The following is a 25031-nucleotide window of genomic DNA, read 5'->3' on the forward strand; positions in this document are numbered from 1 at the left end:
GGATCCACAGGACCTGCCCTAGCCGATCGCCTGCAGCAGCGGCGCGAACAGCCGACCGCGGTCGCCCGGCAGGGGAGCGCCGCCGACGACCATGGAAGTGGCCTGGAAGAGGACTTCCAGGCCGTTTTCCTTGCCCCAGGCGAGCAAGTCGGACTGACGTGGGTCGAGATCGATGCGGATCCGGCCGCCTGCCGCCAGGTCCGCGATCAGCGCCCGCGCGTCCGCTTCGTCGGCGGCGATCACCGGTCCCACCTGGACGTGGTCCTGCGTCGACATCGCCCGGCTCGCGGCGGCGTATCCCGTGATCGCGCCGTCGCGCTCGACGACCCGAATGCGGTCGGCGTACTCGGGCAGCCTGGTCAGGACGTGTGTCCGGTCGACGCCGAGCACCTCGGCGTCGAGCCGGAGGATCGCGGGCAGGTCGTCCGCGGTCGCCAGGCGGGTGGTGTGCGGAGCGGCTCCGGTGAAGCCGCCGACGAGGGCGTCGCAGCCGGAGACCGCTTGGAAGCCAAGCTTTTCGTAGAGCGGCCTGCCGTTGGAGGTCGCGTAGAGCGTGACAATGCTGTCGCCCGCCTCGGCCATGAGATGGCGCATGATCCGTTTACCCAGGCCGCGTCCCTCGTACCGGTCGGCCACCAACACCATGCTGATCGCCGCCACCCCGCCGAACCGCGTGAGAACGGCCGACGCGGCCAGTTTCCCGGCCGCGTCGACGATTCCATATCCCTGGCCCACCCGCAGCAGGAAGTCCCACTTGCGGTCCTCGTACGGCCATTCGCGGTTGTCCGCGAGCTCGAGGCAGGCAGTCAGGTCCACAAGGGACAATGGGCGAGGATCGGTGGTGGGAACGTGGTCGACGGGTCGGATGGTCATGGAAGAAGGATGGCGGCACCGGCGGTGGTGGGCAATCGAATTAACCGGCGCAGCACAGGGAAGGCCGGTCGTCAAACGTCCATCCCCACGCTAAAGGGGCAATGACACGGCACTGATCGCCGCCTAACCTGGAATCACCAAGTCAGGAGGCCAGCCGTGAAAACCGTTGAGACACAAGCACTCTCGACATTCCTTGTCGACGCCTACGCGGACCCTTAGACCGCATCTCATTTGGGGTTGTTGTGAGTCAGCAGATCCAGTTTGAGGGCTCGGCGGTAGCAGATCACCGCGCAGGCCAGCTGGGCGAATGCCGTGAAGTGGGCGGCTTTGCGTTCATAGCGGCGGGCCAGCCGACGGAATCGGGAAACCCACTCCAGGGTTCGTTCGATGACATACCGGTGGCGACCCAGCCGCTTGGCGGACTCGATGCCCCGGCGGGCGATCCGGGCGATGATGCCCCGCCGGCGCAACGCCTTGCGGCAGGACAGGTAGTCGTAGCCCTTGTCCGCGTGCAGCTTGCGTGGTCGGCGGCGAGGCCTGCCAGTTGGCCCCTTGACCGGTGCCACGGCATCGACGACGGTCTCCAGTTCCAGGTGGTCGTTGCGGTTGGCCGCCGTGACGACCACGGCCAACGGCAGGCCACCGCGCTCGCTCACCGCATGGATCTTGCTGCCGGGCTTGCCCCGATCGACCGGGCTGGGACCGGTCAGATCCCCCCTTTGACCGCGCGGACGTGCATGCTGTCCACCGACGCCCGCGACCAGTCGATCGCACCGGCGGAGCCGAGCAGGTCCAGCACAGCCTCGTGCAGCCGAGCGAACACCTCCGCGGCGACCCACTCGGTAAACCGCCGATGCGCGGTCGGGGCACTGACCCCGAACGAGGCCGGTAGCGCCGACCAGGCACATCCGGTCTGTAGCACGTACAAGATGGCCGCCAACACGACACGGTCGTCCAATCGGCGCCGACCCCCGCCCTGGTGGCGTTGCGGCGCGTCGGGCAACACCGGATACGCCAACAGCCACAACGGCTCCGGACACCACTTCTCCACATCGTTCATCGTTGATCAACATATCGCCTACCAGCCAACCCACCCAAATGAGATGTGGTCTTAGCTGCCGCTCGCAGCTGTTGCCCCGCAGCGGCGGTTGGGGTCGACAGATGATGCGCGCGACCACTCGCGGGTGTCGTCATTCCGTCGGCATCGCCAGGCGCCGGAGGACACCCACCAGTGTCACCGTTCTCTCGCCATCGCACCTCTGGGTGGACCGTTGTCGCCCACACAGTAAGGAGTCAGGATCCGCCTGGGCCCGTCAGGTCAGAACACGACAGTTTTGTTGCCGTGCACCAGAATCCGCCCCTGCAGGTGGGCGCGCAGCCCGCCCGCGAGCACGACCTTCTCGATGTCCCGTCCCTTGCGCACCATGTCGGCCACGGAGTCGCCGTGGTCGACCCGGATCACGTTCTGCTCGATGATCGGCCCGGCGTCGAGTTCGGCGGTGACGTAGTGGCACGTCGCGCCGATCAGTTTCACCCCACGCTTGTGCGCCTGGTGGTACGGGCGCGCTCCCACGAACGACGGAAGGAAGCTGTGATGGATGTTCAGCGCGCGCCCCGCCCAGCGTGCGCACAACTCGGCGGGCAACACCTGCATGAACCGCGCCAACACGATCGCGTCCGGCTTGGCGGCGTCGACCAATTGACTCAGCTGGGCGAACGCGGCCGACTTGCCCTCGGGATCGCCAGGCGGAAAGGGAACGTGGTGGAACGGGATACCGTGGGCCCGGGTGATGTCGGCCAGATCGGTGTGGTTGCCGATGACCGCCCGAACGTCGACGTCCAGCTCGCCGCCGTGCACGCGGCCGAGCAGGTCGTAGAGGCAGTGGCCTTCCTTCGACACCAGGATCACCACGCGCCGCTTGACCCCGGTGTCGATGATGCTCCAGTCCGACTGGGCGCTCAGCTGCCGGGCGACCTCGGCGAACCGTGTCCGCAACTCCTCCACCCCGAACGGCAGCGAGTCCGCCCGGACCTCCTGCCGGGTGAAGAACCAGTTGGTGTCGGGATCGGAGTGGTAGTCCGCCTCGACGATCCACCCACCCGCCTCGGTCAAGAACGACGCGATCCGCGCCACGATCCCGGTCCGGTCCGGACACCCGAGCTTGATCACATAGCGACGTTCGTTCGACGGCACCCCCCGATTCTGTCAGGCGGTCCTTGACCTTCGTGGGCCGGTGGGTGAGGACTCACGCCGCCGACCCGCACCCAACGATTCCGTTCAGTACCCGCGTGACCAGCGGAAACATGAATCGGCCTCCCGATCCTTCGTCCACCGCGAAGCCACTTGACACCGGCTCCCCAAGATCGCTCGTACAGTCGAACCGTGAGGAGACACATCGAGTTCGCCCGCCTGCACAACTTCCGCGACGTGGGTGGCTACGCCACCGCCGACGGCCGCACCGTCCGCTGGGGACAGCTCTACCGCTCCGACTCACTGTCCAAACTCGCCACCGACGACTGGGACCGCTTCGCCGAACTGGGCATCCGCACCGTCATCGATCTCCGCTACCCCTGGGAAATCGAGCGCGCGGGCCGAGTGCCGGACTACGACGGACTGGAGTACCACAACCTCAGCATCGAACACCGCCCCTATGACCAGCCGTCCTTGCCGCCCACCGTCGACCCCGGCCCCTACCTGGCCGACCGCTTCGCTGAGGTGGCCGAGGACGGCACCGCCGAACTACACCAGGCCCTGACCCTGCTGGCGACCCCGAACGCCGGCCCCACAGTGATCCACTGCGCCTCCGGCAAGGACCGAACGGGCCTGCTCGCAGCCCTCGTCCTCACCCTCCTCGGCGTCGCCGAAGAAGACGTCGTCGCCGACTTCGCCCTGACCGAGCGGGCAACCGCCCGCCTGGTCGCCGACTGGAAGGCCACCCACCCCGACCAAACCCTCACCTGGCCCGGCTACGGCCAAGCCCCGGCCCAGACCATGACCCTGTTCCTGGCGAACCTGGCCACTCGCCACGGCTCGATCCTCAGCTACGCCCAGGCCCAGCTGGCGGTGGACGATGCCATGATCGAAGGCCTCCGCACCAACCTGACAACGCGCCCGCACGAATCGCTCATCGACGGAGGCTGAAAGAGGAGCAAGGGATTACGAGTCCCCTTGCTCTGGCGACCCGCTTTCAGGCCGCGCGCTTCGCCGGGCGCACTCCAATCGGCCGGGGCGGGCTCAACGGTAGGCAGGCACACCCCACCCGCGCGAAGGTGCAGGCCGAGATACCCGGTCAGGCGGACCACGCAATCAAGCCCGTTGGTCATCGCCCCGTGACAGAAACGGAGAAGCTCGGTGTCCCGCCTCGGAGCGGGACGTGCCGCTGAACCAGTCCCGAGTGTCCGGGTGGTCCACACCTGTACCTACGGGGCCTTGAGGTGGTTCAGCAGGAGTTGGTCGCCGGTGATGATCGCGGCGCTCGGGCGGCGCCACAGGGCTCGGTACACCGCGTCGGCGGTGCCGACGACGGCGACGTCGACGTCGACATCGAGTGCGGGGTCGTTGTCGGGACCTATCTCGACGCCGTGGTCGGGGGCCAGCAACAGGTTCCAAACACGGCCCGCGTCGGCGGCGTGCAGGAGAACCTGGGCGGGGGCGGCCACTGTGCGGTGACGTCGGGCGATCAGGGACAGCAGCTCATCGATGCCGTCGGCGGCGAAGGCGGGGTCGAAGAGCAGTGGCGGCACCGGCCTGCCACGGGCGTGTTCGGCGTCCAGGCGGTGGATGGCGGCCTCGTGGGCCGACCGTCGGGCCCACCACCCGAGCGTCGTGGGCGGCCAGGTGGTCTGGGCGGCCAACAGGGTGTCGCAGAAGGACTCCGGGTTCCACCAGGCGAGGAGTTCTTCCCAGTCCTCCGGTGGCCTGCCGACCGCCGCGGTCTGGTTCGCACCCGGCCACGACTGGGCACGGGCCACATGCGACACGAGCTGGTGGACAGTCCACTCCGGACATGTGGGCACCGCGGCATCGGGTCCAGCGTCGACGGCCGCCGCACGGAGGGCGTCGGAGTGGAGTCGGATCTGGTCGACTGCCTGGGCGAGGTCCACTGTCCGACTTTAGAGCCAGGGACGGGGGATCTGCAGCTCCCCCGCCATGCCCAACGAGTCCCGTCGGCCGACCCAGCATCCGCACCCGGGCGGCCTGGGCCCTATGGCCCACGGGTCGAGGACTGCCGTCGGGGCCAGTGGCTAGTCGAGCAGTGTGCGGGCGTATTCGGCCATTGCCGCGCGAAGGTATTCCGCGAGGCGGGGGTCGGTCTGGTCGAACTTCGCCCGGAACCTCGGGTCGTCCGCGTACACATCGGCCAGGCCGGTGTAGGACTCGCGGTTGGGGGTCCAGAAGTTCGTCAGCCACCGGTGGTGGCCGGCGATGGTCTCCTGAACCAGCGGGTCCGTCACCTCCCGGCCCGCGTCGATGTGCGCGACCAGTGCCTCCAGCGACGCCACCCAGGTCTGCCCCTGGTCACGCCACCAGTCCTCACCCTTGCCCTTGACGCGCTCGGTCGCGGCGTCCACGTGGGACGCTCCCCAACGCTCGCGGGCCTCTTCCTGCAACGCCTTTTGCTTGGTCGAGTCGAAACCCTCGAACCAGTGCTCAGCGGTCGTCACCTTGTGTTCTCCCTCCACATCCTCAATCGTCCGGGAGACGGTCCGCGCCAGCCGGTCGTACCGGTCGCGCTCGGCCAGCAGCCAACGGTGGTGCCTACGCAGCGCCTCGACCTCGTCGGTGCCGTTGTCGATGATCTCGGCGATGGCGTCGAGGCCCAGGCCCAGCTCGCGCAGGACCAGGATCTGCTGCAGGCGCAGCAACTGCTCCTGCCCGTAGTAGCGGTAGCCGTTGTGGCCCACCGACTCCGGCGGCAGCAGGCCGATTTCGTCGTAGTGCCGCAGCGTTCGCGAAGTCACTTTCGACATCCGCGCCACCTGGGCGATCGACCAGCTCATCCCGCCTCCCTCACTGTCGAGGTCCACGGTAGAAGTTGACGCAACGTCAATGTCAAGGCGCGACGGCGGACCATTCGACGGTGACTTCGCCGAGTCGCCAGCGCCGCCGGTTGTCCAGCACCGGCCACCCCGCCGCGGCGAACGCCCGGATGGTCTCCACCCACCGCGCCCGCGGGCCGAACGGGGCGAACGACGCCGCGGTGGCCCAGCAGCCGTCCAACGCGGCGAGCAGGTCGTGGACCCGTTCACCCGGCACATTGCGGTGGATCAGTGCCTTCGGCAGCCGCTCCGCCAGATCCGACGGCCGCTCGATACCCGACGGCAGGCACGACAGCGTGAAGGTTTGCGGCCCGGCAGTGTCGAGTGTGACCCAGGAGCAGCGGCGGCCGATCTCGTCGCACGTGCCCTCGACCAGCAGACCGCCCGGCGCGAGCCGCGAGAGCATCGTCGCCCAGGACGCCGCCGACTCCTCCTCCGTGTACTGCCGCAACACGTTGAACGCGCGCAGCAGCACCGGTCGGGTGCCCGCCAACTCGAACCCGCCGCGCCGGAACTCCAGCCCAGGCGGGTCCGCGACCGGTAGGGCGGCGGCCACCCGCTCGGGGTCGATCTCCAGACCGAGGACCCGCACATCGGGCCGCACCGTGCGCAGCCTGGCCGCCATCTCGACCGTGGTGATCGGCGTCGCGCCGTAGCCGAGGTCGACGACGAGCGGGTCAGCGGCGGCCGTCAGGGCCGCCCGCACCGGAAGGGACCCGACCATCCACCGGTCGATCCGGCGCAGCCGGTTCGGGTTGGTCGTGCCGCGCGTCGGGCTGCCCAGGGCTCGGGCTCGACCCGCGGCCAGGCGGGGGGTACGGGCCACGCGCTACTTACCGGCGAGCCACTTCGCGGCGAACTCGGCCTCGGCGGCGAGCAGCCGGGTGACCTGTTCGGCGATCACGGACTCGATCTTGCCGCCGATGAACGGGATGCTGACCTTCACCTCGCCGCGGGTCGACCACTCGCTGCCGCCCGCGGTGTCCGCGAGCCGGAACGCGCCCTTGATGTCGCCCGGCACGGCCGAGACGTTTGCCGAGGTCGAGCCAGTGAACGCGACGCCGTCGGGCCGCCACGACTCCGTGCGCTCGACGATCAGGTCGCCCTTGATCACCGTGCGCACGACCGAGGGCAGGCGCTGGGCGTCGACGCCCTGGCGCAGCTTGAAAGTGACGGCGTCGCCGTCGACGGAGTAGTCCAGCAGCGTGGCTTTCTTGCCGCCCAGATCGCGCAGCCGCGCGTCGAGAAACGCCCGGTCGACGAGGGCGGCGTGGACCTCGGAGGCCGGTCGGGTGAACGCGGCGCGGTGCTCGATGCGGCTAGCCATGGCCAGGAGGTTACCGTTGGGTCCCGTGACCAGCCTCCCACTCGGTGCCGGCGTCCGGACGGACGTTCCGCTCAGCGGCTACACCACCCTGCGCCTCGGTGGTCCGGCCGCCGACTTCGTGGCCGCCGCCACCGCCGCCGAGGTGGTCGACGCGGTCCGCGCGGCCGACAGCGCGGGCACCCCGCTGCTGGTTCTCGGCGGCGGATCCAACCTGGTGATCGCCGACGAGGGCTTCGACGGCACCGTCGTGCGGGTCGCCAACCGCGGCAGCAAGATCGACTGCACCTCGCCCGGCCGGGTCCAGCTGACCGTCGAGGCGGGCGAGGACTGGGACACCGTCGTCTCCGGCACGGTCGAGGCCGGGCTCGGCGGCCTGGAATGCCTCTCCGGCATCCCCGGCTTCGTCGGCGCCACCCCCGTGCAGAACGTCGGCGCCTACGGCGTCGAGATCGCCCAGGTCCTGGTCTCGGTCGACCTGCTCGACCGCGCGACCACCGAGGTACGCACGCTCGACGTGTCCGAACTCGGCCTCGGCTACCGCACCAGCATCCTCAAGGGCACCGACCGCGCGGTCGTGCTGCGCGCCCGCTTCGAACTGGTCGACGACGGCATGTCCGCGCCGATCCGCTACACCGAGTTGGCCCGCGCCCTCGGCGTCCGCCAGGACGAGCGGGTCCCGGTGGCCGCCGCCCGCGAAGCGGTGCTGAACCTGCGGCGCGGCAAGGGAATGGTCCTCGACCCGCTCGACCACGACACGTGGAGCGCGGGCTCGTTCTTCACCAACCCGATCGTCGCCGACACCGACATCGACGGCGTCATGGCCCGCATCGTCGAGCGGGTCGGCCCGGACGTGTCGGTCCCGAAGTACCCGGCGGGGCCCGGCGCGTCGAAGCTGTCGGCGGCCTGGCTGATCGAGCGGGCCGGTTTCACGAAGGGCCACGAGGGACCCGGCGGCCGGGTTGCCCTGTCCGCCAAGCACACCCTGGCGCTGACCAACCGCGGCACCGCGACGACGGCGGACCTGCTGGCGCTGGCCGCCGAGGTCCGCGACGGCGTCCGCGCGACCTTCGGGGTCGATCTGCACCCCGAGCCCGTCATGGTGAACTGCTCGATTTAGATCCGGTGCGCCCTGGTCGCCGAGGCCTGGGCGCGGGGCTTCATGACGATCTGGTCCAGGTTCACGTGCGGCGACCGGGTCACCGCGAACGCGATCACCTCGGCGACGTCGTCGGCGGTGAGCGGCTCGATGCCCTCGTACACCTTCTCCGCACGCTCCTGGTCGCCGTCGAACCGGTTGGCCGAGAAGTCCGTCTCCACCATGCCGGGCAGCACCTCGGTGAACCGCACCGGCTGCCCGAGGTGTTCGCCGCGCAGGGTCCGGTGCAGCGCGGACTGGGCGTGCTTGGCCGCGGTGTACCCGGCGCCGCCGTCGTAGATCTCGGTCGCGGCGATGGACGTCACGGTGACCACGTGCCCGTTGCCGGACGCGACCAGCTTGGGCAGCAGGGCCTTGGTCATCCGCAGGGTGCCCATGACGTTGGCGTCCCACATCCACTGCCAGCGGTCCTCGTCGGCGTCGAGGACGCGGTCGAGCCCGCGGGCGCCACCGGCGTTGTTCACCAGAACGTGGCACGCTGGAACGCGGGAGCAGAAAGACTCGATCGACGCGGGATCGGTCACGTCCAACTCGATCGCGTGGCCGCTGATCTCGGCGGCGACCTTCTCCAGCAGGTCAAGGCGCCGCGCGCCCAGTACGACGTCGAACCCGGCGGCCGCGAGATGGCGGGCGGTGGCCGCGCCGATCCCCGCGCTGGCGCCGGTCACTACCGCGATGGCGTTGTTCACGGCTCAATCTTTCCCCACCCGCCGACAACCATGTATGAGCACGGTCACAGCCACCCCACCGGACAGCGGGTGGAACGTCTTCACCAATGGGACGAGACTCGACAGAGGAGGCAGACGGTGAGACGCAGTCGGACGGCAGTGGTTCTGGGAACCCTGTTCCTGGCCTTGGCGCTGGTCGCCGGGTGCACGTCCGAGTCCCCTGTCGGCGGTGGTTCCACCGGCGGCGACGAGCCGCCCAAGGCGAAGCTCGTCGCGACCCCGGCCGTCGACGCCAAGGATGTCCCGCCCACCGAGCCGGTCACCGTGTCGGTCACCGAGGGCACCCTCGACGAGGTCGAGCTCACCAATGACGGCGGCAAGCCCGTCGCGGGTGAAGTGGCCGCCGACAAGCTCAGCTGGAAGTCCAGCGAAGCGCTCGGATACGCGAAGAAGTACACCTACACCGCGTCCGCGACCGGGATCGACGGCAAGAAGGTCGAGCTCAAGGGCACCTTCACCACCCTCAAGCCCGCGAAGACCCCCCGCGCCACGGTCAACCCGGGGGACAACGCCACCGTCGGTGTCGCGATGCCGGTCAGCGTCAAGTTCCCCGAGGGCAAGGTGACCGACAAGGCCGCCGTGGAGAAGGCCCTCAAGGTCGAGACTTCGGTGCCGGTCGAGGGCTCGTGGGCGTGGCTGCACGACCAGCAGGTCGACTGGCGGCCCAAGGAGTACTGGCCCGCGGGCACGAAGGTCACGGTCACCGCGAAGCTCTACGGCCTGGCCTACGGCGGCGGCGCCTATGGCAAGGCGGACCTGTCGTCGAAGTTCACCATCGGGCGCAACCAGGTCGTGAAGATCAACACCCCCGACCACAAGATGAACGTCTACCGCGACGGCAAGCTTTTCGCGAGCTACCCGGCGAGCAACGGCAAGGACGCCGACCCGAACCTGAACACGCCCAACGGCACCATGATCGTGATGCAGAAGGACCCGATCGGCGACTTCTCCAACCCGCAGTACGGCTACACCAACGTCAAGAAGAAGTGGGCCGTGCGCTTCTCCAACCACGGCGAGTTCATCCACGAGAACGAGGAGAACCGGGCCAACATCGGCAAGGTCAACTCCTCGCACGGCTGCGTGAACCTGTTCGAGGCCGACGCCAAGGCGTACTTCGACAGCGCGATCATCGGCGACCCGGTGGAGGTCACCGGCTCGCAGGCGAACATGCCCCCGACGTCGGATGTCTACGACTGGCTGATCCCGTGGAGCCAGTGGCAGAAGATGACCGCCCTGCGGTGATCCACCCGGCCTGGCTTGCTCGTCACGTTGATCATGTTGGCCGTGGGCGCGGTGATGTGTGTCCGCACCTGGTCGAAGCATCTGTGTGACATAGCTCACCCCTGGGTGAGGAAGACCGCACTCGGGAAGATTCCGGGGCTGTCGGCGCGTTGAATCTGCCGGGTGGGTCTCCGCCCTTCGCCGAACGCGTCGACGAAGTACCGCGTCCTCCGCCTGCCATGCGGTGGACCGGAAGGGGTGAACCGGGGTGACTCCCATTCAGCTGCGCAAGCCGCGCAGGGTCGCGGTGCTGTCGGTGCACACGTCCCCGCTCGAACAGCCCGGCACGGGCGACGCGGGCGGCATGAACGTCTACATCACCGAGACCGCCACCCGCATGGCGCAGCGCGGTATCGCCGTCGAGGTCTTCACCCGGGCCACCTCCTCCGGCCTGCCCCCGGTGGCCGAGCTGGCGCCGGGCGTCCTTGTCCGCCATGTCTCCGCCGGTCCGTTCGAAGGCCTCGACCGCGCCGAGCTGCCCGCCGAGCTGTGCGGGTTCACCGCGGGCGTGCTGCGCGCCGAGGCCCGCCACGAACCCGGCTACTACGACCTCGTGCACTCCCACTACTGGCTCTCCGGCCAGGTCGGCTGGCTGACCCGCGAGCGCTGGGGCGTGCCGCTGGTGCACACCGCGCACACCCTGGCCAAGGTCAAGAACGCCGCCCTCGCCGCGGGCGACACCCCCGAGCCGCGGGAGCGGGTGATCGGCGAGCAGCAGATCGTCGACGAGGCCGACCGGCTCATCGCCAACACCGACGTCGAGGCCGCGCAGCTGGTCTCGCTCTACGACGCCGACCCCGAGAAGGTCGACATCATCGCCCCCGGCGTCGACCTCGAACGCTTCCGGCCCGGCGGCAGGCACGCCGCCCGGCGCAGGCTGGGCATCGCCTCCGACGCGATCGTGTTCGCCTTCGTCGGCCGCATCCAGCCGCTCAAGGCCCCCGACGTGCTGCTGCGCGCGGTCGCCGCGCTGCTCGCGCGCGGGGAGATCGCCCGCGAGCGGCTCGTCGTGCTGGTGGCGGGCGGGCCGTCGGGCACCGGGCTGGAGCAGCCCGCCGCCCTGCAGGACCTGGCCGTCGCACTCGACATCACCGACGTCGTCCGGTTCCTCCCGCCGCAGTCGGGTGAGGCGCTCGCGGACGTCTACCGCGCCGCCGACACCGTGGCCGTGCCCAGCCACAACGAGAGCTTCGGCCTGGTCGCCTTGGAGGCGCAGGCATGCGGCACGCCGGTCGTCGCCGCGGCCGTGGGCGGTCTGCCGGTCGCCGTGTCCGACGGACGCTCCGGCCTACTCGTGAGCGGCCACGCCACCGACGACTGGGCCGACACCCTCGGCAGGCTCGCCCGAAGCCCCGGCCTGCGCGCCGAACTCGGCGCGGGCGCCGTCCAGCACGCCCACCGATTCTCCTGGGACCGCACGACCGACGCCCTCATCGCGGCTTACGCGGACGCCGAACACGCGCTGCGCTACTCGCTCGCGCGTGCTGAGGTGGCGGTGTGAGCGATCTAGATACCCTGATCCAGGAGACCCTCGACGAGCGCGAGCTGGCGTATGACCACCCCGCGCCGGGCCGCTTCCTGGTCACCCTGCCGGGGATCAAGAAGCAGCAGACCAACACGTGGCTGATCGTCGGCAACCACGGCCTGGTGGTGGAGGCCTTCGTGTGCCGCCGCCCGGACGAGGCGCACGAGGACGTCTACCGCTACCTGCTGCGCCGCAACGCCAAGCTCTACGGCGTCTCCTACACCGTCGACAAGGTCGGCGACATCTACCTGATCGGCCGGGTCGCGCTGAGCTCGATCACCGCCGACGAGCTCGACCGCCTGCTCGGCCAGGTCCTCGAAGCCGCCGACGGGGACTTCAACCCGATCCTGGAGCTCGGCTTCGCCGGCTCGATCCGGCGGGAATGGGACTGGCGGGTCTCCCGCGGCGAATCGCTGGCGAACCTCAAAGCGTTCGAACATTTGGTGCGGCCCGAGCGCGAAGATCGGCCGGGGCTGACCGAAACCGAGTCGTGACCAGCATTTCGGCAACGTAAGGCGCCTCCGCCGACGTCTGATGAGGACGACGGAACTGGGAGGCACCGAATGCGTTCGACCAAGCAGAGACGATTAGCTGGACTGTTGCTCGCCCTCGCCGCGACCGGCGGGTTGACCGCCTGCGGGTCCTCCGACTCGGGCAGCGCCGCCGCGCCCGCCGACCTGCGTCGCGAGAACCCCGCCGCCGCGGCGCCGGAGGCGGCGAGCACCGGCTCCTCCGGCACCTCCGGTGGGTCGGACAAGGCCGCGGCAGGCGAGAAGCCCGAACAGGCCGAACAGGCCGCGCAGGTGGGGCAGCCGGGCGTCGACCGCAAGCTCGTCCGGACGGCCACGATCGTCCTGGTCACGCCGAACGTGCGCGATAGCGCCGAGCGTGCCCGCGAGATCGTGGTCGCCACGGGCGGCTACACCGGTCAGGCCGAGGTGGGCAACCGGAGCGCGACGATGACCCTCTACGTCCCGAGCGACAAACTCGACGACACGCTGAGCAAGCTGTCCGCGCCCGAACTGGGCAAGGAGGAGTCGCGCAGCCAGTCCGCGCAGGACGTCACCGAGCAGATCGTGGACGTCGAGAGCCGCATCCAGACCCAGCGGGCCAGCCTGGAGCGGGTGCGGGCGCTGCTGGGCCGGGCCCAGCAGATCTCCGAGATCGTCCAGCTCGAATCCGAGGTGACTCGCCGCGAGGCCGACCTGGAGTCGCTGCTCAAGCGGCGCGAGCGGCTCGCGGGCAGCGTGGCCATGTCCACCGTGACCCTGCGGCTGTCCCGTGACAGCGCGCCCGCGCCCGTGGCGGACGACGACACGTTCCTTGGCGCGCTCGCGGGCGGCTGGAAGGCGTTCGTCGACACCACGTCGTTCGTCGTGCGGGCCATCGCCCTGGTGCTGCCGTTCGCGGTGGTGCTCGGCGTGCCCGCCTACCTGGTCTGGCGACATCGGCGGCGGTCGGCCCGACCGGCGCCGGCGCGGCCGGTGACTCAGGAGCCGGTGACTCAGGAGTCTTAAGAGGGTCGCGGGGCGATTCAGCGAGGGGGGGGAGTCGCATATCTGGACCGCCCCGCGACCAAACCCGCTCCGGTCACGTGGCGGGGGAGGCCACGGACACCCAGTGCGGGGGTGCGGCTCGGCAGGGGAGTCGAGCCGCACGGGGCCGCATCGGATCCGGGAGTGCGTGGGAGCAGACCCGATGTGGCTTGAGCCAACTTGGCAGACCTGGGCAACCGGCACAAGGCCACGTAGTACGCCGTTCGTGGAAATAGCTGTCAGTAAGTAACAGTTTTGTCACGGAAACTCATGGTTTCGCGACTATCGGTTGCTGGTTGCCCTGCTCTACCGGCCCGATTACTCCGATTGGGGCATAGTCCGGCTTGGGTGTGGTTTCGGTTACATCATCTGGCCCAGCGGCCACCGTCACCTGGCCCACGCCTCTCGGTGGGCAAGGAGACGTCGTTCACGGCCGCGCCTGCCGCCGGATCTGGCAGGCTCATCGCCATGGCAATTGGAACCTTGGTGCTCATCCGGCACGGCGAGAGCGTCTGGAACGCGCAGAACCTGTTCACCGGCTGGGTCGACGTGGAGCTCTCGGAGAAGGGTGTCGCCGAGGCAGCCCGCGGTGGCCACCTCCTGCGTGCGGCGGACCTGCTGCCCGACATCGTGCACACCTCGCTGCAGCGGCGCGCGATCTCGACGGCGAACCTGGCTCTCGACGCGGCCGACCGGCACTGGATCCCGGTCAAGCGCGACTGGCGGCTCAACGAGCGCCACTACGGCGCCCTGCAGGGCAAGAACAAGAAGCAGACCCTGGAGGAGTTCGGCGAGGAGCAGTTCATGCTCTGGCGCCGCTCCTACGACACCCCGCCGCCGCCCATCGAGAAGGGCGGCGAGTTCAGCCAGGACGGCGACCCGCGCTACGCGGGCATCGAGGCGCCGCTGACCGAGTGCCTCAAGGACGTCGTCGCCCGGGTCGTGCCGTACTGGGAGAACGAGATCGTCCCCGACCTCAAGGCGGGCAAGAACGTGCTGGTCGCCGCACACGGCAACTCGCTGCGCGCGCTGGTCAAGCACCTCGACGCGATCTCCGACGAGGACATCGCCGGCCTCAACATCCCGACCGGCATCCCGCTGCGCTACGACCTCGACGAGTCCGCCGCCCCCACCACCCCCGGCGGCCTTTACCTCGACCCCGAAGCCGCCAAGATCGCCATCGCCAAGGTAGCCAACCAAGGCCGCTAGTCCGCGAGTCGCCCCGCCAGGCCACCGAGTCGCCCCTTCCGGCGAGTGAGTTCAACATTCGCGAATGTCGAATTCACTTGCCTGGAGGGGCGACTCACTTGCTGGGGCGGGCGACTCGCGGTTGACCTGCGGTTACCGGCGGGTAGGACACGAATGGGTGAACGCGGGCTGGCCTGGTCGCGAACAAGCGGGCCGATCGGTGTCACCACTGTCACTGAACGGCTTGTCGGGCTGGTCCAAACCCCTCCCCACCTGCTTACGATCCTCCTGTGGCCGCGTGGATCGCACTGTCGTGTGGAGTGCTCGTCGGTCTGTTCGTCGGATACCTGGTCGGGCACGCCCGGCACGGGGACCCGACCCGCAGGCCGACCGGACCGACCGTTTCGGATCTAGTCCAGCGCTGGGTGCACTCGTCGCACTCCGGTGTCGTCATCCTCAACCACTTCAGCGACGTGGTGATCTATAACCCGCGCGCCGAGGAACTCGGTTTAGTCCGCAACCGCCAGGTCGACGAGCGCGCGCGCAAAGCCTCCGAACTGGTCCTGGAGACCGGCGACCCGGTGGAGATCGACCTCTCGCCGCTGGAGTCGCGCGGCGGGCGGACGCCGGAGGCCGTGCTCGGTGAGGTCCGGCCGCTCGGCGAGGGCTACACCGTCGTCGACGCCGACGACCAGTCCGACGCCGTGCGCCTCGAAGCGACCCGGCGCGACTTCGTGGCCAACGTCAGCCACGAGCTCAAGACCCCGGTCGGCGCGATGGCGCTGCTCGCCGAGGCCGTGCTCGACGCCGCCGATGATCCGGTCGAGGTCCGCCGCTTCACCACCAAGATCCTCCACGAGGGCAACCGCCTGGGCACCCTGGTGACCGAGCTGATCGCGCTGTCGCGGCTGCAGGGCGCCGAGCGGCTGCCCGACATGAACACCGTCGACGTCGACGCGGTCGTCCGCGAGGCCCTCGGCCGGGCGCGGCTGGTCATGGAGTCCACCGGCATCGACGTCACCACCGACCCCGACAGCGGCCTGCTCGTCGAGGGCGACCGGACCCTGCTGGTCACCGCCCTGTCGAACCTGCTGGAGAACGCCCTGGCCTACTCGCCGCCGGGCAACCCGGTCTCGGTGAGCCGCTCGCTGGTCGACGGGTTCATCGAGATCGCCGTGACCGACCGCGGCATCGGCATCGCCGAGGAGGAGCAGCAGCGCGTGTTCGAGCGGTTCTACCGCGTCGACAAGGCGCGCTCGCGGGCCACCGGCGGCACCGGGCTCGGCCTGGCCATCGTCAAGCACGTCGCCGCCAACCACGGCGGCGAGGTCAAGCTGTGGAGCAAGCCCGGTCTCGGCTCCACCTTCACCCTGCGCATCCCCGCGCACCTGGACGCCCCGGCCACGGCCGGGGCGGACACCCTCAACGGCGCGGAGAAGACCAGGGTGGGCCGCGCCGCGGTCGCGTCGCTGGCCGCGTCCGCCGCTCCGTCGAAGTCCGACGGCGCCGGTACCGATCACGGAGGAATGGCATGACGAGAGTGCTGATCGTCGAGGACGAGGAGTCCTTCGCCGACCCGCTTGCCTTCCTGCTCCGGAAGGAAGGGTTCACCGCCGCGGTGGCCGTCACCGGGCAGCAGGCGCTTGAGGAGTTCGACCGCAACGGCGCCGACATCGTGCTGCTCGACCTCATGCTGCCCGGGATGAGCGGCACCGACGTGTGCAAGGCGCTCCGCCAGCGCTCAGCCGTCCCGGTGATCATGGTGACCGCCCGCGACAGCGAGATCGACAAGGTCGTCGGGCTCGAACTCGGCGCCGACGACTACGTGACCAAGCCGTACTCCGCCCGCGAGCTGATCGCCCGCGTGCGGGCCGTCCTGCGCCGCGGTGGCGAGGCCGGTGGCGACGGTGAGCTGCTCCCGCAGGTGCTCGCCGCCGGACCGGTTCGAATGGACGTCGAACGGCACGTGGTCACTGTGGACGGTGAGGAGATCCCGTTGCCGCTCAAGGAGTTCGACCTCCTCGAGTACCTGCTGCGCAACGTCGGCCGGGTGCTGACCCGGGGCCAGCTGATCGACCGGGTGTGGGGCGCGGACTACGTCGGCGACACCAAGACCCTCGACGTCCACGTCAAGCGGCTGCGCTCGAAGATCGAGCCGGACCCGGCCTCGCCGCGGCACCTGGTGACCGTTCGGGGTCTCGGCTACAAGTTCGAGTCCTGACCTGAGCGGGTAGCGTTCCCCCGGTGCGCCTAGGGGTATTGGACGTCGGATCGAACACGGTCCACTTGCTGGTGGTGGACGCCCATCGGGGCGCCCACCCGACCCCGGCACGGTCGGAGAAGACCGTGCTGCGGCTCGCGGAGCGCATCACGCGCTCCGGAATGCTGTCGAAGGCCGGTGCGGACGAGCTCGTCCGCACCGTCGCCTCGGCCAAGGAGTCGTCGGTCCGGCTGGGCTGCGCCGAGATGATGGCGTTCGCCACATCGGCGGTCCGCGAGGCGGGCAACTCCGCCGAGGTGCTGCGCCGGGTCGCCAAGGAGACCGGGGTCGATCTGCAGGTCCTCTCCGGTGAGGACGAGGCCCGCTACACCTTCCTCGCCGCGCGCCGCTGGTACGGCTGGTCGGCGGGCAACCTGCTCGTCCTCGACATCGGCGGCGGCTCGCTGGAGATCGCCGCCGGCATCGATGAGGACCCGGATTTCGCGTGGTCGCTCCCGCTTGGCGCGGGCAGGCTCACCCGGACCCGGTTCACCAGCGACCCGCCGCAGCGCGGTGAGATCGAGTCGACGACCGAGTGGCTCGCCGAGCAGTTGGCCCCCGTGGCCAGGCGTGTCGCGAAGTTCGGTCAACCCGATCGAGTGGTCGCGACCTCCAAGACGTTCCGCACCCTGGCCCGGCTGACCGGCTCCGCGCCGTCGTCGGCGGGACCGCGGGTGCGCCGCACGCTGACCGACGCCGGGCTGCGCCAGCTGATCGCGTTCATCTCCCGCATGTCCGCGGGTGATCTCGCCGAACTGGAGGGCGTCAGCCCCAGCCGCGCGCACCAGTTGGTGGCCGGTGCACTTGTGGCACAGGCCACTATGCGAGCGTTATCACTGCCGGAACTGGAGATCGGGCCGTGGGCCCTGCGCGAAGGCGTGATCCTCCGGCGGCTGGACCAGACGAACGGTGGGGACCACACTGTCTCCTCGGACTGAGAGAAGTCGGGGACTTCCCGCCCGGGAAGCCTCCGCGGAGCGTGCCGGCACTGGACGGATCGGCCAGCACGGGGCACGGTGGAGTGGATGAGTCAAGAAGGCGGGTCGGAGCGCACCCAGCGCACCGTTGCCGAGTTGCTGGCCAAATACGGCGGCACCTCGGGCGAAAGCGCACCCAGGCGACGGCGCCGCAAGCCCGAGGACGGCTCGGACACGGCGCCGCAGGCGATCATCGAGCGGGTGATGTCCGACAGCGGGAAGATGCTGCCGATCACCGAGGACCAGGCGCCGCCGGAGCGGGTGTCGCACCGGCAGGGCCGCACCACGCACGCGCCCAAGCCCGCGCCGCAGCGTCGTCAGCCCGCGCCGACGCCGCCGCCGGAGCTGCTCGGCCGCCCGCCCATGGGCGAGCCGCCGCGCCATGATCCACAGCGCCATGACCCACCGAGGCACGAGCCGCCCCGGCAGGAGCCGCCTCGATCCGAGCCGGTCCGGCCGGAGGCCGTCCGCCCTGGCCTGCGCCGCCCGGAGCCGGTCCACCCGGAGCCGCCGCGGCCCGAGCTCGCCCGGCCGGAGCCGCCGAGACCGGAGATCGCCCGGCCCGAGGCCGTGCGCCACGAGCCGACCCGGTCGGAGCCCGTCCGCCCGGAGCCGCCGCGCGCTGAGATCCCCCGGCCCGACCCGGTGCGTCACGACCCAGCGCGCCCGCCGCGTCCGGTCTCGCGACCCATGCCCGCCGAGGGCCACACCGAGCAGATCCCGCGGGTCACCGACGACGGTCCCGACCCGAGCGAGCCGCCCGCGGGCCTGGCGGGCGGGCCCAACCGCCTCCCGCTGCTCCCGCGCCGCGGGCAGCGCCCCGAGCAGCCGCAGCCCGGCCGGCGGATGCCGCAGCCATCCCAGCAGCCGGCGAAGCCGCAGCCGTCGCAGTCGCTGCCGCAGCCGTCGCAGCAGCTGCCCAAGCCGCAGCTCTCCCAGCAGCTTCCGCAGCCGTCGCAGCAGGTGCCGAAGCCGCCGCTGCCCACGGGCGAGGCACGGCCGCTGCCGACCTTCCCGCCCGCGCCGAACCGGGGCGCCCGCGAGTTCCCAGGTGACGCCGCCGAGACGGCCATCGACCCGCGCGGCCCGCGGCCGGAGTTCCTCGAGGAAGTCGAGTCCTTCGACGACCGCGCGGCGGTCCGGTTCAACGAGTACCAGGCGCACGACGACCTCGACGAGGACTTCGACCGCGACCCGGTTCGCGATCCCGCCCGCGGCGGCACCGACCGCGACTTCGACGACTTCGATGACAGCGACTTCGACGAGGACTTCGACCCGGACCCGCGCGACAGGGACGATGCCGACGACGACGACGAGGCCGACGAGGTCGCCAACCCCGGTCGCGAGTGGGCGATCATGGCGGGCCAACTCGCCCTCGGCGTGGTCGGCGGCGCCGCGGTCTGGCTGGCGTTCAACTGGCTGTGGGGCTTCCTCCCCGCCGCCGCGCTGGCCGCCGCCCTGGCCGTGATCGTCGGCCTGGTGCTCATCGTCCGCAAGATCCGCAAGGCGGAGGACCTGCAGACCACCGTGCTCGCCGTGCTGGTCGGGCTGGTGGTCACGGTCTCGCCCGCGGTGTTGTTGCTCCTCGGTCGGTGACCGCGATCCCCGTCGGCCTGTCGACGGCATCCGTGTGGCCGCAGACCGCGGCGACCGCGTTCAAACTGGCCGACGAACTCGGCTACGACGGCGTCGAGGTCATGGTCTGGGCCGACCCGATGAGCCAGGACGTCCCCGGCCTGCGCCGCCGCTCGGCGCGGATCGGCGTGCCGATCATGGCCGTGCACGCGCCCTGCCTCCTGATCACCCAGCGCGTCTGGTCGCCGGACCCGGAGGTCAGGCTGCGCCGGTCGGTCGAGGCCGCACAGGACTTGGACGCGCGCACGGTGGTCGTGCACCCGCCGTTCCGCTGGCAACGCCGCTACGCCGACGCCTTCCCCGACCTGGTCGCGAGCCTGGAGGAGCGCACCGGGGTGGCGATCGCGGTGGAGAACATGTTCCCGGTCCGCCGTGGCCTGGGCACCAGGTCGATGGAGATGACCGCGTTCCGGCCGTCGATCGACCCGACGGATGTCGGTCACCGCAACTACACCCTGGACCTGTCACACACGTCCGCCGCCCACATGGACGCGATGAAACTCGCCGAGAGAATGGGCGACGGCCTGACCCACGTCCACCTGGCCGACGGCTCAGGCCTGTCGAAGGACGAGCACATGGTCCCCGGCCGAGGCGACCAACCCTGCGCCGAACTGTGCGAGACGCTCGCCGCGAGCGGCTTCAAGGGCCAGGTGGTCCTGGAGGTGTCCACCCGCCGCGCGAAGGGCCCGGCAGAGCGGGCGAAAGACCTGGCCGAGGCGTTGCTCTTCGCCCGACTGCATTTGATCTCCCCGAACGGCCGGTAGGCGCCCGAACAGGCCGAAGCCGGAGGCGCAAACGTAGGACGACCGGATGCCTTGTTCGCCCCCGGCGAGCCGCGTCGTACATTGTGCGCGTGAACCCGTTGCGCTCGTTGATCCTGGCCGCCGCCGGCAACGACACCATCCGCCGTGTCATCGCGACCGCACCCGTGAGCCGGGACGTGGTCCGCCGCTTCGTGGCCGGTGAGACCACCGAGGAGGCCGTCGCCGTGACCCGGCGCCTGGTCGAGTCCGGTCTCGCCGTCACCCTCGACTACCTGGGCGAGGACACCACCGACGCCGCCCTGGCCGAGCAGACCGTGCAGGCCTATGTGGACCTGCTCGACCGCCTCAAGGCCGAGGGCCTGTCCGACCGCGCCGAGGTCAGCGTCAAGCTCACCGCCGTCGGCCAACTCCTCGACGAGGACCTCGCCCTGACCAACGCCTCGCGCATCTGCCGCGCGGCCGAGGAGGCGGGCACCACGGTGACCCTCGACATGGAGGACCACACCACCACCGACTCGACCCTGCGCATCCTCGCCGAGCTGCGCACCACCTGGCCGTGGGTCGGCGCGGTCCTGCAGTCCTACCTGCACCGCACCCTCGACGACGCCGTCCGGCTCTCCGGCGACGGCTCGCGGGTGCGGCTGTGCAAGGGCGCCTACAAGGAGCCCGACACCGTCGCCTTCGACGACATGCCGGAGGTCGACCGCAGCTACGTGCGCTGCGCCAACGCGCTGCTCGGGGGCACCGGCTACCCCATGTTCGCCACCCATGACCCGCGCCTGGTGCGGATCATCGGCGAGCGCGCCGACCACCACGGCCGCAAGCCCGGCGAGTTCGAGTTCCAGATGCTCTACGGGATCCGCCCCGACGAGCAGCTCCGATTGGCCCAGCAGGGGCACACCGTGCGCGTCTACGTCCCCTACGGCGGCCAGTGGTACGGCTACCTCATGCGCAGGATGGCCGAGCGCCCCGCGAACACCGTGTTCTTCCTCCGTGCGCTCATGAGCAAGAAATGAGTGACGCTCATCCTGCGGAGCCGCGCGGGGTTCGGTAGCTCGGCGTGGCAGGCTGTTGCCCATGAGTAGTGCGACAGGCCACGGCGATGTGCGGGCGTCCGGACACGTGCCCGCGGGTGGGGCGTTCGCCGCCGCGGTCAAGGTGCGTCCGATGGGAGACGGCACCTTCACCGCGGATCTCCCGGCCCAATGGACCGTGGGAGGGCGACCGCACGGCGGATTCCTGTTGGCCCTGCTGGCGCGCGCGGCGGTGGCGGGCCAGACCGGCGCGGGGGCGCCGCTGGTGGACCCGCTGTCGGTCAGCGCGCAGTTCCTGCGCCCGCCGGGGGTGGGTCCGGTGCTGCTGCGCACCGACGTCCGCAAGACCGGCAGGCGCACCACGGTCGTCTCGGTCCACCTTGAGCAGAGCGGCCGGGCGTGCGTCGAGGGCGTGGTCACCACGGGCAGGCTCCCGCGGGAGCGGGCCGCCTGGGCCGACCTGCCCAACCAGCCCGCCGAGCCGCCCGGCAACGCGATCGACCTGTCGACGGTCCCGTCCGCGTCGATGTTCCGGCTGACCGAGACCTGCGACGTGCGGCTCGACCCGAACGGCGCCGGATTCCTGCACGGCCACGTCGGAGACCCGCTGCGCCTGCGGCTTTGGGCGCGCCCGCGCGGCGAGCACGCCGACCCGCTGTTCGCCCTGGTCGCGGGGGACATCTCGATGCCGGTGACGTTCAACCTGGGCAGGCTCGGCTGGTCGCCGACCGTCCAGCTGACCGCCCACCTGCGGTCCCGCCCGGCGCCGGGTTGGCTGCGTATCCAGGTCGAGTCCAAGGCCGTCCACGGCATGTGGTTCGACTCCGACGCCACGGTCGTGGACTCCACCGGCCGCCTCGTCTGCCAGGCCCGCCAACTAGCCCTCACCGCCACCGCCTGACCCCGCGAGTCGCCCCTCCCGGCAAGTGAGTCGCCCCGCCAGGCAAGCGAGTTCGACAATGGCGACACTCGAATGTCGAACTCGCTTGCCGGAAGGGGCGACTCACTTGCCTGGCGGGGCGACTCGCGGGTGGGTGGTTAGCCTTGTCCCATGACTGAGGCGAACGCGCGGCCCACGATCGCGGTGCTCGGTGCGGGCAAGATCGGCGAGGCGCTGCTGTCCGGGTTGCTGCACGGCGGCCGCAGTGCCGATGAGCTGCTGTTCACCGAGCGCTACCCGGAACGCTCGGCGGAGTTGACCAAGACCTACGGCATCCGCTGCACCGACGTGCCGACGGCGGCCAAGGAAGCCGACGTGCTCGTCGTCGCGGTCAAGCCGCAGGACATCGAGCCGCTGCTCGACGAGCTCGCGTCGGTGGTCGAGCCCGAGACCCTCGTGGTGTCCCTGTGCGCCGGTCTGCCGACGTCGCTGTTCGAGCGCAGGCTGCCCGCAGGCGTGCCCGTGGTCCGGGTCATGCCGAACACCCCGATGCTGGTCGGCGAGGCCATGAGCGCCATCTCGCCGGGCAAGCACGCCCGCCCGGAGCACCTCGCGACCGTCGAGGACATGCTCACGGCCGTCGGCAAGGTCGTGCGCGTGCCGGAGTCGCAGCAGGACGCCGTGACGGCGCTGTCCGGGTCCGGTCCGGCGTACTTCTTCTTCCTGGTTGAGGCGATGATCGACGCGGGCATCCTGCTCGGGATCCCGCGCGCGGTCGCCGAGAAGCTCATCATCCAGTCCGCCGTGGGCGCCGCCGCGATGCTCGTCGAGACCGGCGAACACCCGGTGATCCTGCGCGAGGCTGTGACCTCGCCCGCCGGGACGACCATCATGGCCATCCGCGAACTGGAGAACCACGGTGTCCGCGCCGCCCTGCTGGCCGCCATCGAGGCTGCTCGGGACCGCTCCCGGGAGCTGGGCGCCGAACACGAAGCGCACTGACGAAGTCCGCGCTTCGCGGATTTGAGCCAAACGTGGCGTCGCTTTAGTCACACGTGTCCCGCTACTCTCGACAGAAGCACGTGCGTGTCGAATCCGTCGGTGGGGAAGCTGACGGCGCGACGCGTGTTGAAGGACGCGGTGATGATGCCGGCGAACAAGCGCGACCCGGGCGCACCCGGACTTCCGCAGGTGCAATTCCTGACGGTGGCCGAGGTGGCGACCCTGATGCGGGTGTCCAAGATGACGGTTTACCGACTGGTGCACAACGGCGACCTCCCCGCGGTGCGGGTGGGCAAGTCCTTCCGTGTGCCGGAGAAAGCGGTGCATGACTACCTGCAAAACGCCTATTTCGACGCGGGCTGAGGCCCCCGGTCGAGCCGCGAAGGCCGACGGGTACGCTGGATAACCGTTGTGCCTGGTGTTTTGGCGTGCGTTCCGTGACGTGGCCACACCGGAGCGCCGGAACACCTGGAACGACCCACCTGAGAGTTGAGGACACACATGGGCTCGGTCATCAAGAAGCGCCGCAAGCGCATGTCGAAGAAGAAGCACCGCAAGCTGCTCCGCAAGACGCGAGTGCAGCGTCGCAAACTGAAGAAGTAGTTCGACGCGTCCGGCGACGCCCGCACCCCCACGGTGCGGGCGTCGCCGCGTTTCGGTCAGTGGACCAATCGGGTGACATTGGCCAACAGCCCATGTGACCTGCGTTAAGAGTCTGTTGCCAGGGCTTTTTCGATCTTGACTCGCGAGTAGAGTCGGCCATTCCCAAGCGCCCACCCTAGGGAAACGCATGACGCCAAAAGTCGTCCTCGTCACCGGTGTCGGCGGCTACCTCGGCGGCAATCTGGCCGCCCGTCTGGCGGCGAATCCCGACATCGACCGCGTGCTCGGCGTGGACACGGTGCCCCCGCGCAAGGACGTCGTCCGCTCCATGGGCCGCGCCGAGTTCGTCCGGGCCGACATCCGCAACCCGCTCATCGCGAAGGTGATCACGTCCGCGGGTGTCGACACCGTCGTCCACGCCTCCACGACCACCAACCCGGCCGGTCCCGCCCGGCGCACGGTGCTCAAGGAGCTCAACGTCATCGGCACCATGCAGCTGCTGGCCGCCTGCCAGCGCGCGCCCTCGCTGCGCAGGCTCGTGGTGAAGTCCACCGCCGCGGTCTACGGCGCGAGTTCGCGCTCGCCCGCGGTGTTCTCCGAGGACGACGCCCCCAAGGACATCGGCTCCAGCGGCTACGCCAAGGACGCGGTCGAGGTCGAGGCCTATGTTCGGGGTTTCGCCCGCAGGCGCCCCGACGTGTCGGTGGCGACGCTGCGGCTGGCCAACCTCATCGGGCCGAGCGTGGACACCGTGCTCACCAGGTACTTCGCCCTCCCGATCGTGCCCACGGTGCTGGGCTTCGACGCCCGCATGCAGCTGCTGCACTCCGAGGACGCCCTCGCGGTGCTGGAATTGGCGAGCCTGGGCGAAACTGAGGCAACAGGGGTGTTCAACGTGGCCGCTGACGGCGTCCTGATGCTGTCGCAAGCCATCCGGCGGGCGGGCAGGCTCCCGCTGCCGGTGCTGCGCCAGGCCCTGCCCGCCGCGGGCAGGCTCCTGCGCGGCGCGCGGCTGGTCGACTTCTCACCCGACCACGTCCGCTACCTCAACTACGGCCGGGTGATCGACACCACCCGACTCAAGGCCGAGCTGGCGTTCACCCCCCGGTGGACCACCCGGCAGGCGTTCGACGACTACGTATCCGGCAGCAAGCTGCGCCCCGTATTCACCCCCGCGTTGCTCGCTGCCGCCCGCAGGCGCGTCCTGGAGACGCGTACCTAGA

At 70.2% G+C, this 25031-nt stretch carries 26 protein-coding genes; 18 read left to right on the forward strand and 8 right to left on the reverse strand.

Annotation, left to right across the window (positions count from 1 at the left end):
* Positions 1 to 18: 18 nt before the first annotated feature.
* The 3 genes from ACUZ2Y_RS22145 to purU form a co-directional block, all read right to left on the reverse strand.
* Positions 19 to 873 carry a GNAT family N-acetyltransferase gene (locus tag ACUZ2Y_RS22145; RefSeq protein WP_476321834.1) on the reverse strand — a complete coding sequence of 285 codons (855 nt, stop codon included), beginning with the start codon at positions 871 to 873 and terminating at the stop codon, positions 19 to 21.
* Between the two features lie 227 nt (positions 874 to 1100).
* Positions 1101 to 1933, reverse strand: a protein-coding gene (locus ACUZ2Y_RS22150; protein WP_476321836.1) for an IS5 family transposase whose coding sequence is annotated in 2 segments (ribosomal slippage) — positions 1101 to 1597 and positions 1597 to 1933 — 834 coding nt in all. Because the reading frame shifts where the segments join, the coding sequence is not laid out codon by codon here.
* 258 nt (positions 1934 to 2191) lie between these two features.
* Entirely contained in the window at positions 2192 to 3067 is an 876-nt protein-coding gene (gene purU, locus ACUZ2Y_RS22155) for a formyltetrahydrofolate deformylase (RefSeq protein WP_476321838.1), read from the reverse strand.
* A gap of 189 nt (positions 3068 to 3256) precedes the next feature.
* Between purU and ACUZ2Y_RS22160 the strand changes: the two genes are divergently transcribed.
* Positions 3257 to 4015 (forward strand): tyrosine-protein phosphatase, encoded by a 759-nt coding sequence (locus tag ACUZ2Y_RS22160; protein WP_476321840.1) that lies wholly within the window; start codon positions 3257 to 3259, stop codon positions 4013 to 4015.
* Positions 4016 to 4293: 278 nt separating this feature from the next.
* On the opposite strand, the gene ACUZ2Y_RS22165 is transcribed toward ACUZ2Y_RS22160, so the two are convergent.
* The 4 genes from ACUZ2Y_RS22165 to ACUZ2Y_RS22180 form a co-directional block, all read right to left on the reverse strand.
* Positions 4294 to 4977 carry a maleylpyruvate isomerase family mycothiol-dependent enzyme gene (locus tag ACUZ2Y_RS22165; RefSeq protein WP_476321842.1) on the reverse strand — a complete coding sequence of 228 codons (684 nt, stop codon included), beginning with the start codon at positions 4975 to 4977 and terminating at the stop codon, positions 4294 to 4296.
* A gap of 141 nt (positions 4978 to 5118) precedes the next feature.
* Positions 5119 to 5874: a MerR family transcriptional regulator gene (locus tag ACUZ2Y_RS22170; RefSeq protein WP_476321844.1), complete on the reverse strand. Its 756-nt coding sequence runs from the start codon at positions 5872 to 5874 to the stop codon at positions 5119 to 5121.
* Between the two features lie 52 nt (positions 5875 to 5926).
* Positions 5927 to 6739, reverse strand: coding sequence for a class I SAM-dependent methyltransferase (locus tag ACUZ2Y_RS22175; RefSeq protein WP_476321846.1), 813 nt, complete (start codon positions 6737 to 6739; stop codon positions 5927 to 5929).
* 3 nt (positions 6740 to 6742) lie between these two features.
* Positions 6743 to 7240 carry a DUF2505 domain-containing protein gene (locus tag ACUZ2Y_RS22180; RefSeq protein ID WP_476321848.1) on the reverse strand — a complete coding sequence of 166 codons (498 nt, stop codon included), beginning with the start codon at positions 7238 to 7240 and terminating at the stop codon, positions 6743 to 6745.
* A gap of 25 nt (positions 7241 to 7265) precedes the next feature.
* Here ACUZ2Y_RS22180 and ACUZ2Y_RS22185 point away from each other — a divergent pair, with 25 nt between their 5' ends.
* Positions 7266 to 8357, forward strand: a complete 1092-nt coding sequence (locus tag ACUZ2Y_RS22185; protein ID WP_476321850.1) for a UDP-N-acetylmuramate dehydrogenase — start codon at positions 7266 to 7268, stop codon at positions 8355 to 8357.
* Here the strand turns inward: ACUZ2Y_RS22185 and ACUZ2Y_RS22190 are convergent.
* Complete coding sequence (locus ACUZ2Y_RS22190; protein ID WP_476321852.1) at positions 8354 to 9085, reverse strand: SDR family NAD(P)-dependent oxidoreductase; 732 nt, start codon at positions 9083 to 9085, stop codon at positions 8354 to 8356. The two genes, ACUZ2Y_RS22185 and ACUZ2Y_RS22190, sit on opposite strands and share 4 nt — an antisense overlap.
* A gap of 117 nt (positions 9086 to 9202) precedes the next feature.
* Here ACUZ2Y_RS22190 and ACUZ2Y_RS22195 point away from each other — a divergent pair, with 117 nt between their 5' ends.
* The 16 genes from ACUZ2Y_RS22195 (at position 9203) to ACUZ2Y_RS22270 (ending at position 25030) form a co-directional block, all read left to right on the forward strand.
* Complete coding sequence (locus ACUZ2Y_RS22195; RefSeq protein ID WP_476321854.1) at positions 9203 to 10366, forward strand: L,D-transpeptidase; 1164 nt, start codon at positions 9203 to 9205, stop codon at positions 10364 to 10366.
* A 247-nt stretch (positions 10367 to 10613) separates the two neighbouring features.
* Positions 10614 to 11906: a D-inositol-3-phosphate glycosyltransferase gene (mshA, locus tag ACUZ2Y_RS22200; protein WP_476321856.1), complete on the forward strand. Its 1293-nt coding sequence runs from the start codon at positions 10614 to 10616 to the stop codon at positions 11904 to 11906.
* On the forward strand, positions 11903 to 12424 hold the full coding sequence (locus ACUZ2Y_RS22205; RefSeq protein WP_476321858.1) for a type III secretion system chaperone family protein: 522 nt from the start codon (positions 11903 to 11905) through the stop codon (positions 12422 to 12424). The genes mshA and ACUZ2Y_RS22205 overlap by 4 nt, the downstream gene beginning before the upstream one ends.
* 69 nt (positions 12425 to 12493) lie before the next feature.
* Complete coding sequence (locus ACUZ2Y_RS22210; RefSeq protein WP_476321860.1) at positions 12494 to 13447, forward strand: DUF4349 domain-containing protein; 954 nt, start codon at positions 12494 to 12496, stop codon at positions 13445 to 13447.
* 486 nt (positions 13448 to 13933) lie between these two features.
* On the forward strand, positions 13934 to 14674 hold the full coding sequence (locus tag ACUZ2Y_RS22215) for a phosphoglyceromutase (protein ID WP_476321862.1): 741 nt from the start codon (positions 13934 to 13936) through the stop codon (positions 14672 to 14674).
* 269 nt (positions 14675 to 14943) lie between these two features.
* Positions 14944 to 16188, forward strand: a complete 1245-nt coding sequence (locus tag ACUZ2Y_RS22220) for a sensor histidine kinase (RefSeq protein WP_476321864.1) — start codon at positions 14944 to 14946, stop codon at positions 16186 to 16188.
* On the forward strand, positions 16185 to 16874 hold the full coding sequence (locus ACUZ2Y_RS22225) for a response regulator (protein WP_476321866.1): 690 nt from the start codon (positions 16185 to 16187) through the stop codon (positions 16872 to 16874). The genes ACUZ2Y_RS22220 and ACUZ2Y_RS22225 overlap by 4 nt, the downstream gene beginning before the upstream one ends.
* 23 nt (positions 16875 to 16897) lie before the next feature.
* Positions 16898 to 17851 (forward strand): Ppx/GppA family phosphatase, encoded by a 954-nt coding sequence (locus tag ACUZ2Y_RS22230; RefSeq protein WP_476321868.1) that lies wholly within the window; start codon positions 16898 to 16900, stop codon positions 17849 to 17851.
* Between the two features lie 87 nt (positions 17852 to 17938).
* Positions 17939 to 19486 (forward strand): hypothetical protein, encoded by a 1548-nt coding sequence (locus ACUZ2Y_RS22235; RefSeq protein WP_476321870.1) that lies wholly within the window; start codon positions 17939 to 17941, stop codon positions 19484 to 19486.
* A complete protein-coding gene (locus ACUZ2Y_RS22240) occupies positions 19483 to 20289 on the forward strand; it encodes a sugar phosphate isomerase/epimerase family protein (RefSeq protein WP_476321872.1) in 807 nt (268 codons plus the stop codon). The genes ACUZ2Y_RS22235 and ACUZ2Y_RS22240 overlap by 4 nt, the downstream gene beginning before the upstream one ends.
* A gap of 89 nt (positions 20290 to 20378) precedes the next feature.
* Positions 20379 to 21305, forward strand: coding sequence for a proline dehydrogenase family protein (locus tag ACUZ2Y_RS22245; protein ID WP_476321874.1), 927 nt, complete (start codon positions 20379 to 20381; stop codon positions 21303 to 21305).
* A 151-nt stretch (positions 21306 to 21456) separates the two neighbouring features.
* Complete coding sequence (locus ACUZ2Y_RS22250; protein WP_476331999.1) at positions 21457 to 22224, forward strand: thioesterase family protein; 768 nt, start codon at positions 21457 to 21459, stop codon at positions 22222 to 22224.
* A gap of 150 nt (positions 22225 to 22374) precedes the next feature.
* A complete protein-coding gene (gene proC, locus ACUZ2Y_RS22255; protein WP_476321876.1) occupies positions 22375 to 23205 on the forward strand; it encodes a pyrroline-5-carboxylate reductase in 831 nt (276 codons plus the stop codon).
* 144 nt (positions 23206 to 23349) lie between these two features.
* Positions 23350 to 23568 (forward strand): helix-turn-helix domain-containing protein, encoded by a 219-nt coding sequence (locus ACUZ2Y_RS22260; protein ID WP_091376928.1) that lies wholly within the window; start codon positions 23350 to 23352, stop codon positions 23566 to 23568.
* 138 nt (positions 23569 to 23706) lie between these two features.
* Positions 23707 to 23808: a 30S ribosomal protein bS22 gene (locus ACUZ2Y_RS22265; protein WP_018684825.1), complete on the forward strand. Its 102-nt coding sequence runs from the start codon at positions 23707 to 23709 to the stop codon at positions 23806 to 23808.
* A 187-nt stretch (positions 23809 to 23995) separates the two neighbouring features.
* On the forward strand, positions 23996 to 25030 hold the full coding sequence (locus ACUZ2Y_RS22270) for an NAD-dependent epimerase/dehydratase family protein (RefSeq protein WP_476321878.1): 1035 nt from the start codon (positions 23996 to 23998) through the stop codon (positions 25028 to 25030).
* Position 25031 lies beyond the last annotated feature (1 nt).

This window comes from Actinokineospora sp. UV203 (assembly GCF_056323665.1).

Excerpts from the sequence above, each read along its gene's own strand:
- ACUZ2Y_RS22145 (WP_476321834.1), bottom strand. The coding sequence starts at position 873 with ATGACCATCCGACCCGTCGACCACGTTCCCACCACCGATCCTCGCCCA.
- ACUZ2Y_RS22170 (WP_476321844.1), bottom strand. The coding sequence starts at position 5,874 with ATGAGCTGGTCGATCGCCCAGGTGGCGCGGATGTCGAAAGTGACTTCG.
- ACUZ2Y_RS22180 (WP_476321848.1), bottom strand. The coding sequence starts at position 7,240 with ATGGCTAGCCGCATCGAGCACCGCGCCGCGTTCACCCGACCGGCCTCC.
- ACUZ2Y_RS22210 (WP_476321860.1), top strand. The coding sequence starts at position 12,494 with ATGCGTTCGACCAAGCAGAGACGATTAGCTGGACTGTTGCTCGCCCTC.
- ACUZ2Y_RS22215 (WP_476321862.1), top strand. The coding sequence starts at position 13,934 with ATGGCAATTGGAACCTTGGTGCTCATCCGGCACGGCGAGAGCGTCTGG.
- ACUZ2Y_RS22225 (WP_476321866.1), top strand. The coding sequence starts at position 16,185 with ATGACGAGAGTGCTGATCGTCGAGGACGAGGAGTCCTTCGCCGACCCG.
- ACUZ2Y_RS22235 (WP_476321870.1), top strand. The coding sequence starts at position 17,939 with ATGAGTCAAGAAGGCGGGTCGGAGCGCACCCAGCGCACCGTTGCCGAG.
- ACUZ2Y_RS22250 (WP_476331999.1), top strand. The coding sequence starts at position 21,457 with ATGGGAGACGGCACCTTCACCGCGGATCTCCCGGCCCAATGGACCGTG.
- proC (WP_476321876.1), top strand. The coding sequence starts at position 22,375 with ATGACTGAGGCGAACGCGCGGCCCACGATCGCGGTGCTCGGTGCGGGC.
- ACUZ2Y_RS22260 (WP_091376928.1), top strand. The coding sequence starts at position 23,350 with ATGCCGGCGAACAAGCGCGACCCGGGCGCACCCGGACTTCCGCAGGTG.
- ACUZ2Y_RS22265 (WP_018684825.1), top strand. The coding sequence starts at position 23,707 with ATGGGCTCGGTCATCAAGAAGCGCCGCAAGCGCATGTCGAAGAAGAAG.
- ACUZ2Y_RS22270 (WP_476321878.1), top strand. The coding sequence starts at position 23,996 with ATGACGCCAAAAGTCGTCCTCGTCACCGGTGTCGGCGGCTACCTCGGC.